This is a genomic window from Solibacillus sp. FSL W7-1436 (assembly GCF_038007305.1).
Classification (GTDB): Bacteria; Bacillota; Bacilli; order Bacillales_A; family Planococcaceae; genus Solibacillus.
Map to the genome: position 1 here is coordinate 1,337,461 of NZ_JBBOWV010000001.1, position 13,964 is coordinate 1,351,424.

General features: G+C 32.7%; 12 protein-coding genes. 5 read left to right on the forward strand and 7 right to left on the reverse strand.

The features are described from left to right. Positions 1 to 170: 170 nt before the first annotated feature. Positions 171 to 1,424: a hypothetical protein gene (locus tag MKX73_RS06755; protein ID WP_340716804.1), complete on the reverse strand. Its 1,254-nt coding sequence runs from the start codon at positions 1,422 to 1,424 to the stop codon at positions 171 to 173. An 82-nt stretch (positions 1,425 to 1,506) separates the two neighbouring features. Further along, complete coding sequence (locus MKX73_RS06760) at positions 1,507 to 3,339, reverse strand: ATP-binding protein (protein ID WP_340716805.1); 1,833 nt, start codon at positions 3,337 to 3,339, stop codon at positions 1,507 to 1,509. Positions 3,340 to 3,773: 434 nt separating this feature from the next. On the opposite strand from MKX73_RS06760, the gene MKX73_RS06765 reads away from it, so the two are divergent. From MKX73_RS06765 to MKX73_RS06775, 3 genes are read left to right on the forward strand one after another with little or no spacing between them, the layout of a single operon-like run. Then, a complete protein-coding gene (locus MKX73_RS06765) occupies positions 3,774 to 4,955 on the forward strand; it encodes a nucleotidyltransferase domain-containing protein (protein ID WP_340716806.1) in 1,182 nt (393 codons plus the stop codon). After that, a complete protein-coding gene (locus MKX73_RS06770) occupies positions 4,945 to 5,658 on the forward strand; it encodes a hypothetical protein (RefSeq protein ID WP_340716807.1) in 714 nt (237 codons plus the stop codon). The genes MKX73_RS06765 and MKX73_RS06770 overlap by 11 nt, the downstream gene beginning before the upstream one ends. A 32-nt stretch (positions 5,659 to 5,690) precedes the next feature. After that, on the forward strand, positions 5,691 to 6,488 hold the full coding sequence (locus MKX73_RS06775) for a hypothetical protein (RefSeq protein ID WP_340716808.1): 798 nt from the start codon (positions 5,691 to 5,693) through the stop codon (positions 6,486 to 6,488). Between the two features lie 141 nt (positions 6,489 to 6,629). On the opposite strand, the gene MKX73_RS06780 is transcribed toward MKX73_RS06775, so the two are convergent. The 5 genes from MKX73_RS06780 to MKX73_RS06800 all read right to left on the reverse strand — a co-directional run bounded on the left by MKX73_RS06780 (position 6,630) and on the right by MKX73_RS06800 (position 11,132). Further along, on the reverse strand, positions 6,630 to 6,953 hold the full coding sequence (locus MKX73_RS06780; RefSeq protein ID WP_340716809.1) for a nucleotidyltransferase family protein: 324 nt from the start codon (positions 6,951 to 6,953) through the stop codon (positions 6,630 to 6,632). A 214-nt stretch (positions 6,954 to 7,167) separates the two neighbouring features. Further along, a complete protein-coding gene (locus tag MKX73_RS06785; RefSeq protein WP_340716810.1) occupies positions 7,168 to 8,541 on the reverse strand; it encodes a sensor histidine kinase in 1,374 nt (457 codons plus the stop codon). After that, the gene (locus MKX73_RS06790; protein ID WP_340716811.1) at positions 8,538 to 9,236 is read right to left on the reverse strand and encodes a response regulator transcription factor; all 699 of its coding nucleotides are present in this window, start codon (positions 9,234 to 9,236) and stop codon (positions 8,538 to 8,540) included. The genes MKX73_RS06785 and MKX73_RS06790 overlap by 4 nt, the downstream gene beginning before the upstream one ends. A gap of 24 nt (positions 9,237 to 9,260) precedes the next feature. Then, positions 9,261 to 10,211, reverse strand: a complete 951-nt coding sequence (locus tag MKX73_RS06795) for an ABC transporter permease (RefSeq protein ID WP_340716812.1) — start codon at positions 10,209 to 10,211, stop codon at positions 9,261 to 9,263. Then, positions 10,212 to 11,132 (reverse strand): ABC transporter ATP-binding protein, encoded by a 921-nt coding sequence (locus tag MKX73_RS06800; protein WP_340716813.1) that lies wholly within the window; start codon positions 11,130 to 11,132, stop codon positions 10,212 to 10,214. It lies immediately after the preceding gene. 384 nt (positions 11,133 to 11,516) lie between these two features. On the opposite strand from MKX73_RS06800, the gene istA reads away from it, so the two are divergent. Together istA and istB are read left to right on the forward strand one after the other, a co-directional pair. Continuing rightward, positions 11,517 to 12,938 (forward strand): IS21 family transposase, encoded by a 1,422-nt coding sequence (gene istA, locus MKX73_RS06805; RefSeq protein ID WP_340716814.1) that lies wholly within the window; start codon positions 11,517 to 11,519, stop codon positions 12,936 to 12,938. Beyond that, on the forward strand, positions 12,931 to 13,653 hold the full coding sequence (gene istB / locus MKX73_RS06810) for an IS21-like element helper ATPase IstB (RefSeq protein WP_340716815.1): 723 nt from the start codon (positions 12,931 to 12,933) through the stop codon (positions 13,651 to 13,653). Before istA ends, istB begins: the two co-directional genes overlap by 8 nt. Positions 13,654 to 13,964: the final 311 nt, after the last annotated feature.

Sequence of the window (13,964 nt, forward strand, 5' to 3'; positions counted from 1 at the left end):
TTCTAAAACCTCACTTACTTATGATACGGTTCACCGTGATGATTTAAGAGGCAAAAAATAGGCATTGGTGAAGTACCGATGCCTATTTTATTATTCATTTGATTACATCTTTGACAAAGTAAATTATTATATTTCCAAAGTCTACATATACTAATTGTTTAAAGATGCTTTCAGTATTCTCTATAATAAGTTTCCATTTCGCTTCTATATTCAGCTTCCATTTCAGCTAGCCATTCATTATGGGCAGACATCATCATGCATACACCACTTAAAAAAGTAGCTAATTCACCAAAAAAATTAACTATATTCTCTATATCTAACTTTTTAGACTTTTCAAAGTGTAAATTCATGTGTTTATCTGTAGGATACCTAAATTTGTCTGCTTGCCCATCAATATTATGAAGTTGATTAATATATTTTTCTACATTAGTTAAAGTCGTATCATCTTCTGGAGCCTGAGCATGTTTTATAATATCTGACTTAATTGAATTCCATAAACCTAAAATACTATGTTTCTTATTATTCATTAATCCTACTGTCTCCTGAAAGCTATACGAGCATTCTTCAAATAAGATTTCCTTCATTGCAAGTTCAATTGCGTTTCTATAAAGATAGCACATAGGAATAAAAAGCAACCCATTAAGTTTTCTATCTTTACTCATACAATCATAAAGATACTCAGCTGATTCAGTATAGGCTTTTACATATGGATAAAATTTGTCCTTACTATATGAATAACCAATTACACTTTGATAATAATAATCTCCACCTTCTTCTAAAAACACTGGTTTATACTCTTTAAACAACTCATCTTTTATATCTTTCTCAAGCAAATAACTTTCTAAAATTTCAAATGCTACCTCCATCTTATTAGCAAAGGCGAATAAATCAATATGTGTCTGCTTTTCGAAGAATGATCTAATACCATAATGCTTTTTGTTATCAAAGGGTTCCCTTTTAATTGTTATTCCAAAAGGATATCTAAAAGAATCGGATTCCTTATCGATATCATTCATGTCTTTTAAAAATGCTTCAAGCCATTGAAATGCCTCCCGATTTTTTACCACATTATCTTTTATGTGCGGATGTACTGCTTCAAGAAGCAACGATAAATTATGAAACGTGTCTTTTATAAAGTCTTTTCTGTTCTCTAAGTCTAAAGTGTATTTAAACCCTATTGCTTTGAGAAGTAGCTCAAGGCTATGTCGGTAAAGGTATGCTAATGAGAAAAAATATGTATCTAATTTACTGATATCAGCCTTTTCAAAAATATACTCAGTAATAAGATGTGCAGACTCCTTAAACATTAATGCATATTTTGCGAATTCCTCTTTTATATCACTGTTACCTTTCAAAACTATTAATCTATCCATATTATTTTTCTTAAAAAAATCCGGATTTTCTTTTATCCATTTTGTGACCATCGATATTTCCCCCCTTTGAATTGTTTCCTGCAATCATAAATACTTTATCTACTACAAAGTAAACCACCAATTCTTTCGGTATTCAGTTAGTATCTATATCCCACAAATCACAAAGATTTACATTATCGCTGCTTGGCCTATTTGCTTTTTCATGAACCTGTTCTACCTGTAAAAGTATCGGCATAGTTAAAGCCGTACCCGAAACTATACACGTACCACTAGAAAGAGTGGGTATTGCATTTTTAGAGACCCTATCCAAAGTTGGAATAGTATTATCTATCATATCCAAATCCTTATCATTAACTAACCTATGTATAAAGTAATTATGAACTTGGGAAATAATTGTTGGTGAAATATCATAAGGTCGCTGACTACTAATTGTTAAGAAAAAGCCAAACTTTCTACCCTCCTTGATAATTTCTTCAAATAATTCTAATCGATAACTATGCCAACCTGTCTCTTTATTTACTATTTGGCTCGATAGTATATTATGGGCTTCATCAATTATCAAATGTACTGTCTTGTCAATATTATTCTGATGTGTTTGCTTTTTATGATTATCGAAAAGCATTTTAGCTATTAAAGAGGGCATAACTTTTTTTATATCTACACTACACTCCCTGAAAGAATAAATTGTAATAAGCGAAGATTGTGTTATTGTATCTTCAGTTATCTCTATAATTTGTTCAAGCTCTTTAACTTTAGATTCAATCCTATGAATTAAAGGGTTTATATGGTCAAATTGTGCATAACGATTTAACATATCACTAGCAAGTTGTAACTTAGCGTTGAATATAAAATAATCACACCAGCCAATATCCATATTATCTAATTCAGAACACCAATAAACTAAATACTCGTACCCAGATTGAACTTTGTATGTTTGTTTTACATCATCAACAGTATTAAAATGAGCTAATCCATTAATAAAGAAATAATTACTCTGAGTATGCCATTGAATGGATCTAATCCTTTCCAAAAATCGGTCATGTTCCTGACCTTCCCAATCTTTCGAAAGATAATCAATTATTTCCTTAATATACTCAAAGACTTCCCTTGATGAATGTACTAGGGATTTAGCAAACAAATATGGTAGCCAATTCTGAATCCCCCAGCCATTTTCATTTGCATATTCCATCCTACTTAATAGTCTTTTAATAAATGGTTTTTGGGTTTGTTCAGTTGCACTAAATAAAACTGATAATATCTCTGGAGAGTAGAAATATTCTGAGGAAATCTTTAACTTATCCTCATTATTATCTGAAATAGTACTTAGATTTATAATGCTAATATCTGAATCCTCAAGACCAAATACACCTCTATGAGCATACTCTCCATTAAAATCGAAAAGATGAAACGCACTTTTCATTCCTATCTTATTTGCACCAATAGTCTTGAACAACTCATAATATAATTTAGCTATGGTATTAGATTTGCCACTCCCAGTATTACCAAATATGCCAATATGTGATGCAAAAAAAGAGTTGATTGAAAAATCTACTGGAATATTTTCATGAATAGAGTTGCCTATAGAAAAAGTTAAATCAGTGCTTTGTACATTTGCTGTTCTACTACCTGCATAGATATCTATAATATCCTGTTTCCTTGGTACATATACGAGGTTTCCGATCATTGGCAAATGTTTAACACTATTATCAAATCTTTTATTATCTAAGTAACCAACTATTTGTACTTCTAATATCCGAGAGATTGTTCCCTTGCTAAACCGATAATCTTTTTCTTGTAGTTTTTTAGGGTTCAATAAGTCTTCAATATATTCCGCATCTATTTTTCCAACTAAGTATAAAAAGCCCTTTTTAATAATAACAAAGCTATTCACTGATATATTATTTATTATCTCTCCTTCGTAATTAAAAGAAGTATGGTTTAGGTCGCTATACATTTGTACCTTCACCCTTGTACCTCTTACCTCTATTACACTGCCTACTTCAAGTGGTAGCCTCATTGTTCATACCCCTCAATTCCTGATGAAGAAAGAAAGTTATTCTTACACCGTATCATCAAAGAGGTTCATGTCACTAAAGGGGAAAAACCTAAAGACCGTACAATAAAGAATGTTGTTTTCAAATTTAATAACGAGGATATATTTATGGAATAGGAGAAAGGGGACCATCCTTTCTCCTTTTTGCCCTTTCAATATAGAAGTATTTGCAAATTTAGGAAATGGTGATATGCTCCTTAAAAAATCCTCTAAAGGTATAGGTTATTCTTTTTAATAGATTATTAATAACACCATATATTGTGGGAACAAATATTCTATGTTACTATATTTAGTATGATGGTTGGTAACATAAAACAATTGATAAACAATACGAAAGGGGATTTGTAATGCCTGAAAAAATATATAAAAAAGGTGTTTTAGAAGAAATGATTGATCAACTAGATTTACCTGATTATGTTGTTGAAAAAACAATTCAAAGATATAAGTCGTTGGGAGAATGGCTTAATAGAGAAAATAGTTCTTTCAAAGATGTAGATATAAACATATTTCCTCAAGGCTCTTTTGCATTAGGTACTACTATAAAACCTATTATCGAACAAGAAGAATATGATTTAGACATGGGTTGTAAAGTCATTATCCCAAACTTTAAGTCTTTATTTACACAGGAACAATTAAAAGAAATGGTTGGTACTGAACTAGAAAGTTATCGTGTAGCAAAGGGTATCAAGCAGGAACTAGAAAAGAAGCACCGCTGTTGGAGATTAGAGTATATGGATGAGGTTAAATTTCATTTAGATATAGTTCCATGTATACCATTAAATATTGATAAGCAATCGGTCTACAAAAAACAATTGGAAGATACTTTTAATTATGAAGAATCCTTAAACAAATCTGTGGTCGACGCTGCTATAAACATAACTGATGATCAACTTGAAAATTATTCCATTATCTCGCAAGACTGGAATATTAGTAATCCAGAAGGATATTTGAAATGGTTTGAGAGTCGCATGACAATGGGCGACTTCGGAATATACAATCGTTCTTCCATAACGCCTGTTCCAATTTATGGCAGAAAAACCATTCTTCAAAGATGTATTCAATTGTTAAAGAGACATCGCGATAATATGTTTGGAGAAAATGATAGTAAGCCGATTTCTATCATTATAACAACTTTGGCAGCTAGAGCCTATAATGGAGAATTGAATTTAGAAGAAGCATTGATGAATCTATTGGAAAATATGCCAACATATATTAACCCTAGTACTCCCAGAGTTCCCAATCCTGTGAACCCCAATGAAGATTTTACAGACAGGTGGGATACGTCAGAAGGAAAGAAATTAGATTTAGAAGGAAATTTCAAAAACTGGTTATTACAAGCGAAAGTTGATTTTAACAACTTATTAAAAACGGAAAGTTATGAAACAGCTAGCTTAATCTTAAATAATAAATTCTCTTTGAATATAGATAACAACTTTTTAAATAAGACATACAATCTTAAAAGTAACAAACAGAGAAATGTCACTAGCCTACCAATAAATCCACCGAAGCCTTGGGGTGATGCATATTAATATTAAAGAATTAGAAATGTTTTTAGAAAGTAACCCCCAAATGTCTTTGGCTCCTTCAAACAACGAAGAGTACGTTGTTAAAGGGATCTTGTCTCTAGATATAACGGATGAATCCTATGGAAATATAAAGGACGAGTTTTTAATAAAGATTGTCATCCCTAAAATTTTCCCAAATGAGATTCCGACTGTCTACGAAATCGGAGAGAGATTTCCCAAAACGTTGGATTATCATGCGTATCCCGATTCATCTCTATGTTTAGGATCGCCAATGAGCTTGAAGAAACGTATTAAGGACAACCCTACTTTAGATGGCTTTATTCATTCATGTGTGGTTCCATACTTCTATGCAATTTCACTTAGACTTCAAGGTGAGGAAAACTTTGTATTTGGTGAGTTATACCACGGTATAGATGGTATTATTCAGGATTATGTGGAAGTTTTTGAACTTAAATATATTGATCAGGTAATTAACTTATTAGATATATTAAGTCAAAAACCAAATAGAGGTAATAAAAAGAAGTGTCCGTGTGGTTGTGAACGCATTGTAACAAAATGTTCTTTCCATAAAAAAATACTTGAATATAGAAATGTGATGACTCGGAAGGAATTTTCTATTGATAAAGATATTATTTCTCTTTATTACGATAAATGGAAAGAAAATCAAATGCAGAAACGTATGCGAAAATTAATCCCTTATGCATAATGACAAAATATTATTTAGGGGTGATATCGGTAGTGAATAAGGTCTTATTTCAATGTTTATTAATCTTGTTACCAGTAATAGTAAGTATCTTTTACCCACTTCAAGAGATTGCCTACGGTATTCTCTCCCTGATAGGTATGGATGCAACAAATTTTGATGAAATGATAAAAAGCATTATTAATAGTGAACGAGTAATTTCTATTATTGGCGGGTTTATTTTATCTATAATTATTTATATTTGGAGAACAAAAGCAAATAAAGACAAATTATTCAACTCTGGAAACAAGTATAATGAGTATCCAATATGGGTATATTGGTTAGCCAGCAAAATTCTTGGCTATGGGAAGGTTAGTCTAGTAAGAGTACCTATGTATCTACAGTATAAATTACTTTTGAAGGATATTTTCCCTGAAGTGATTGTTGATAGTGATGTAGAAGTAAAAGCTCAATCCATTAATGTCATCGAAAAGAATATGGATTATCCATCAAATGAGTTGAATTTGATACTGGTTGATACCTATGAAATTACTGATAGCCAAATTCCAACAAACAAGGCTCATCTTCCTACTATTTTTATTAAAAGTGGTAATGAGATTGATAGCAATCGCTCTCTAAATCCCGAATATATAAAAGAGATAAGAAAAAGAACCAATGTCTATCACAAGAGTTATAAGAAATTAAATGTATTTTGCACCACGAATACTAATCATAATCAATTAATCATAAATAAATGTTTTAAAAACGGTAGTAGAACAGGGTTTGAAAATATCATTGTGTATCAAGCCTCTCGAAGCAACTATTTGTTTAATAGGGGATATAAAGTGTTGTGATATTAAGAAGACCCTTGAGTAAATAGAAAAACAGGGTACTTACTTTATAATTGGATAAGTACCCTGATCCGTTATCTGATTAACAAAGCAATTATAATAATGATTCGAATACCCAGAAAATTACTCCTGACGAATAGACTGCTAATTATAATCCCACTGGTTGTCCTCGGTTACATATGTAATGGTTGCTAGAATATTTGACTTTAAAGAAGGTTTAATATCATTTAATATGACTAACTCAATCGGCTTCTGAAAAAGATCCTCAAGGCTAATTTTTAAATCCATGTAATTATCAAAAGATAAATCCGCGTCGTTAAACTCTACGATCACATCAATATCGCTAGATTCTTTTTGTTCATCACGGCTATACGAGCCGAATAAACCAATTAGCTTTACACCATAATCTTCTTTCCATGTATTTAGGTTTTTTGATAATTCAGCAAGGATTACCTGTTTCGATAACATATCACCAGCACCATTTCCTACGTAAGTTATTTCCTTTCATTATTTTATCTCTCGTAGAAGAAAGTCCATTACCGTAATTGCACTAACCACTCATTAGTTTAATAAGACATTTATAAAACAATTGCGCCCCGATTATGGGGTATTTTTTCTGTTGAATGGAATCGTTGTGTACTGCCCAGTAAATGACTTGGTTAGCTAGTTGTGAGACTTCAAGTTAATTTAATGGGATGGTAAGTGTAAAAAGACTCCCTTTTCCTTTTTGACTTTCGACATTAATAGAACCTTGATGAACTTTAATAATATAATTTACGATGGAAAGACCTAATCCTGATCCACTGCTTTGTTTTTTAGTTCTTGACTTTTCACCTCGAAAAAAGGGATTAAAAATGTTTGGTATATCTTCCTCATCAATTCCTTGACCATCATCTCTCACTTTTACAATTAGGTGTTTATTTGTTTGTGCTACTTCAATAAATATTTCATTGCTTCCATATTGAATTGAATTGTCAACTAGGTTAGTCATTACCTGCCTTATCCTTTTAGGATCAAGTTTCATCTGAATAGGGGGAGCTTTGATAACATATTCAAGCTTTGTCTCATTACGAATCAAATCAAATTTCACTTTATCCAACATCTCTTCAAAGTAATGATTTACATTCACAACTTCTTTATGAATTGGAAGTTCCTCTATTTCCATTTTCGAGTATTCGAACAGGTCTTCAATTAAGTTATCTAAGTGATTTGATTTATCATAAATAACTCTCAGATACCTTTCACGCATTTCTTGATCCCTTGCTACTCCATCTAGTAAACCTTCAACATATCCCTTTATTGAAGATAAAGGTGTTCGTAAGTCATGAGAGATACTGGCTATTAACACATTTCGTGATACTTCATATTGTTTTTGTTTCGCATAGGATTTTTTTAGGTGTTCTCTCATCAAGTTGAATCCCTGAATAAACCGGCCTATCTCATCATCCCTTTTATATGTTATGGGATAATCAAGATTTCCCACCCTCATTTCCTCTGTAGCTTGATAAATATGTCTTATCGGACCGAGTACCGTCCTTGTTATATACCATATCCACCCAACAATTAGTAACATTAAAGTAATTAGACCAATTCCTAGACTAATAAAAATGAGCCGTAAGACATCTCGAAAAACACTAAAGGGTTTGCTTTTAAATGAATTGGCTTCAATATCAATTCGCCATAATTCACCCAAAGGAGTATGGACATCTATTGTAAAATTACCAATGTCAATTAGATGATTCTGACTCTTATCTCTAGGTCGAAATTGTTTTGAGTCAAATAGTAATTCATTACTTTGTTCGTAAATAGATAAGTTAATATCGTAATAATCTAATAAAGGAACAAGATTTGTGTAAAAAAGTTGTTTATCGGATATATTATCTTCATTATCCCTAATATTCTTTTTTACATCTTTGAATAAAGCATTCAACTGGTCATCCTCTTGAGAATCAAAATTTTCGGCTCCTATCAAAAATGAAGCAATTGTGGCAAGGATAGGAATGATTATTATTGATAAAAAGGCGAGAATCAGCCTATTTTTCAGACTTGATTTCATAATTCATCATTCAATCGATAACCTACACCCCAAACGGTTTGAACATATTTTGGTCTGGAGGAGTCGGCTTCTATTTTTTCTCTAATTTTTCGAATATACACCGTAACTGTATTTACATCACCAATATGATTGTATCCCCATATTTGCTCATACAGCTGTTCTTTTGTATAGACTTGTCCCTTATTAGATACCAAAAAATATAGCAACTGGAATTCCTTCGCCGTTAAATCAACTTTCCTTTTTTTTACATATACATCATACCTATTTTTATCTAACCTTAGATCGCCATATGAAACGATTCCCTTATCATGTTTTTGATCAGAGAAATGTTTATAACGCCTAATATGGGCTTTAATCCTCGCCACTAATTCCCCCGGACTAAACGGTTTTGTTATATAATCATCAGCGCCAATACCTAGATTAATGATTTTATCCGTATCCCTCTGTTTAGCGCTCATCATTAGAATTGGAATAGTTGATTCTTGTCTGATCCTACGACATACTTCTGTTCCATCTATATTAGGTAACATAATATCAAGAACAACCAAAATTGGCTGTTCCTGATGAAATAATTGCATTCCTTCCTCACCATCTTCTGCGAGAATTACTTGATATCCTTCCACTGTAAGATAATCTCTTACTAATTCTCCAAGTTCTGTTTCATCTTCTACAACTAAAATTTTATCTGGCTTCATAATAATCCACCTTTACCACCGTTATTATGTCGTAACATCTCTCTTTTCAAAAGTAATCCAAGAAACGCCAATAAATATAACAAAATAAATAATAAGCATACTTATGGAAAAAGCCATTGTCATTCCTTCTACTATAGGAATTCCATTCGTATATTGCTGTAAATTAGTATTTGCAAATAAGACATACTTCACCCATTCATAATTACTTAACAGTTGCACGAGTTGTGGACCAGTAAACATTAAAAATATAGAGATACCAATAGCTAACGAGCTACTCCGGAACACAGTAGATATCATAAATGCAAAGGTAAGCATCATGAAAAGATCGATACTATTAAATCCATATAGACTTATAATGTAAGTTATCATATTCTGCTCAACAACCTGATTATTTTGATATACTAAATTAGACTGTTCTATCCCACTAAATCCGAACAACAAACTACCAAAAATAAAGGATAAACCAAACAATAGTGTAATCAATAATAATGCAAATAAAATGGTAGTGATATATTTTGAAAGTAATATTTTTGAACGACTAACTGGTCGAATGAGCAGTAACTTTATGGTCCCCCACGAAAACTCACTTGCCACAATACCTGCAGCAACTACAATAGAAAATAATCCGACAAAACCTGTAAAATTTGTTACATCAATCATGAAGCCCCACAAAGATTGAGAATTGATAGGTGGATCATCATTTTCAAGTCTATAATTATTGATAGCTAATTGTTGTTTTACATAATTACTCCCTATACCCAACTGTTCAGTGTCTTTCATCGTATTCTCTAACTGCATATTTTCAGCTTTCAGTTGCTCTTTCCAATCTGTTTGTTCATTTGAATCTAAAACAAATTTCGTAAAAAGCCCTACACCAATTATTGCCAATATAATTAACCCTATCATCACCCAAGTACCAGTACGTTTATATAATTTCATATTTTCGTTTCTAATCAATTGAATTAACGATACCATCTATTTTTCCTCCGTAATTTCTAAGAATTTATCTTCCAGCGTAGCTTGAGTAGAGATTATTCCATACACCATGAAATCATTTTCCACCAGTGCTTTGTTACATTGAGGAATCTGTTCTGGTTTCAATCTTATCTTAATAAAATCATCTACTATTTCTATATCTGTCTTTTCATATAAGGATTGTAAAAAATGAAAGGCTTCATCCAAAGGTTTCACCTGAAATTGAATGGTTGCTTCTTTAGAAACATCAACCATTTCTCCTATCGTTTCCACGCGAATCAACTTCCCATTTTGAATAATCCCAATTCGATCACACATTAATTGCATCTCTGCTAGCAAATGACTGGATACAAAAACAGCCATGTTCTCCTCATGTGCAACTTTTCGTATATATGTTCTAATTTCACGGATACCAGCAGGGTCGAGACCGTTTGTTGGTTCATCTAGAATTAACAATGAAGGCGAATGGAGCAATGCTTGAGCAAGTCCCAACCTTTGCCGCATCCCTAATGAATATCTGCCTACTTTATTTTTTATACTTTTTTCAAGACCAACAAGTTTAACGACTTCATTTATTCTTTCTTTTGTTATCTTTTGGGGAACCATTCTGGCATAATGAACTAGATTATCATAGCCAGACATAAACTTATACATCTCTGGATTTTCTATAATTCCTCCTACATTCGAAATAGCTTTTTCGTAATTTTTCTTAATACTAATCCCATTGATAAGAATTTCACCTTCTGTAATCCCAATTAATCCAGCCATCATTCGTATGGTTGTTGTTTTCCCAGCACCATTAGGACCTAAGAAACCAAAAACTTCCCCTTTGAAGACTCTTAGAGATATGTCATCTATAATAGTAATTTTTCCAATTTGTTTTTTAACATTGATCAATTCAACAACTGCTTGATTTTCCAATTTTAATACCTCCAGTTTTATCTTTTATCTATTCATTATTATTACACTGGGACTTTATCATACACTTATTAAGTTCTTAAAAAAGTATTAAGATTTATCTACTATATGAATTTCTCCACTCAAGCCAAAAAGGATAAAATATAGGACACAAAAAAGCTGCATTCCTTCTCAGAAAAGCAGTATATTGTAAGTTCAAGTTCAATTGGTACGCAGTATATCATCTACTACTGTTTATTGCAAAATAAAAGTGCAGACTAGTGCAAAGAATTTGTACAGAGTCCTGCACTATTTTTGTGCATAAAAAAAGACTTGCCAGCCACCCCAAGTCCCTCTACTCTTTTAGGTGTCGAATCCAAAAAGTGGAGGTAAGAAAGGATGCTAGCAATGTCTGAAGTTAATTGTATCAAAACATTACGAAATGAAAAAGGACTATCTATTACCGAAATTGCCAATACAATGCAAGTGAATTGGCGCACTGCCAAAAAATATGGCGATGGAGATCAATTGCCTCAAGAGAAAACTCATTTGAAAACGGGCATGATGTACGACGAAGAATGGGGAGAAATCGTAATTGATTGGTTAGAAGAGGATTTAAAACTTAAGAAAAAGTTACGCCGTACAAATAAGAAAATGTTTGAAGATTTAGTAAAGAAGGGCTTCAAAGGTTCCTATAGAACACTTTGTAATTTCATTCAAGAATGGAAAGCAGCACAAGAAGACGAAATAGACAAAGGTCATGAACGTTTAGAACATCCAGAAGGAGAAGCTCAAGTAGATTTCGGGATTATGGAAGCTGTTCAAGATGGCGAAATACTTGATGTTCACGCATTGGTCATGTCATTTCCAGCAAGTAATACAGCATTTGCGGTACCGATGCCGGGTGAAAATTTAGAATGCTTTTTAGGCGGACTTCAAGTGTTATTTAAACAGGCTGGTGGTGTCCCATTGAGCATTCGAATTGATAACTTAACACCTGCGGTGAAAAAGGTAAGAAAAGGCGATTCAGAGGCACAACTAACAGAAGCCTTTCGACATTTCCAACAATATTACGGGTTCAAAGTGCAAGTATGTAACCCACGAAAAGGAAATGAAAAAGGTCATGTGGAAGGTAAAGTAGGTTATGTTCGTTATAACTTCTTTAGCCTACCTCCGGTAATAAAGGATCTTGAAGATTTAACGAATCAATTAGAACAACAATTAATCAAGGATCGTCAACGAGTTCATTATAAAAAAGAAGTAATGATTGATGAACTGTGGAAGCGCGAGCAAAAGCAATTAATCAAATTACCTGAAAAACCGTATCCGGTATTTAAGCAGTTTTTAATCAAGTTTAATAAATATAATGAATTCAAACTTGATGGGCATTTGATTCATGTGCCAAGAGCAAGAAACTACGTCCAGCTTTCTTGTGTGACCTACTGGGATTCGTATAAAGTCATCACAAATGACGGAGAAATTTTATTATCTGATGCCCGACCTTATATGAGAAAACGTCGTTTTATTCCATGGAAGGAAATCTTAAAAGATTGGTTGAAAAAACCACGTGTTGTAGGGCATTCCCGTTACTCAATCTATCTGCCAACGCGCATTAAAGAGTATTTAACAGTTCCTTCACTTGCGTTAAGAAAACAACGGATTAATGAATTACTGACACTTTTACTTACACATGATATGAATGATATTGATCAAAATTTTTATAATTATATTGGCCGTGAGGCTGAAGAAACTGAACATCCTTACGGTGTTAATTGGACAGAATATGATGCCTTATCCCCAAAAGGGACGGAGGTGTTAAATCATGAATGAAGATATTTTAACACTCTGTAAGCAATTGAGATTAGCATATGTAGCAGAAGCAATTAAAGAAGTGCCTTTTACTGAGCCGGAAGAATATCTGTATCAAGTTTTATTAAAAGAGCAGCTTGGCAGAGAACAAGCAAAAATAGCACGTAACTTGAAACAAGCTCGTTTCATTGATACAAAAACGCTAGAAAGCTACCAGTGGCATAAAGATATTTGTTTTCCTAGCCATTTAACGAAAGATGAGTTAGAACAGCTAGATTTTATTCGAAGAAAAGAGAATGTCATTTTAGTTGGCGCACCTGGAACAGGTAAAACACATTTAGCTTCTGCCCTTGGCCGAAAGGCTTGTGAGCATGGATTTGAAGTACGTTTTTATCGTGTATCGCATTTAGTTGAGGAGCTAGAGCACGCCCTACATACGGGGAAATTGAAGCAGTTTAGAAGTAAATTAGAGAAAGTTGATTTAATGATTTTAGATGAAATGGGTTATTTACCTTTCGGCAAAGAAGGAGCAGAATTACTGTTTCAAATTATTTCAGAGTTCTATGAACAAAAGAGCTTAATTATCACTTCAAATTTAGAATTTAGTCAGTGGAACCGCATTTTCTCGGATTCACGTTTAACGGCAGCTCTGGTGGATCGTTTGATTCACCACGCCCACATTATTTCCTACACGGGCCAGAGCTTCCGTTTAACAAATGCATTGTCGAGAAAATAGTGAAAAAAATCGGGTGGCAACACTCTGTATTTTTCGTTGCAATTCTCTGCACTTTTCTCTTGCAAAATACAACTACGTAATAAAGGATAACTCCGCAATCTCACATGATTCATGAGCGAATATTAATCTGAATTTTAAACTAACCCCTATTAGCATTAAGAACACTATTTCACAAGTTATAAATCTTCCTCAAAGTAATGATAATGTCCTGAATTTAATTTCCGTAATACTACTTACCACACAAATACAATCTGATAAATACTAAACTCCTTTTTCCTCTAATATTATTTTCATAGTATTATAATGATAAA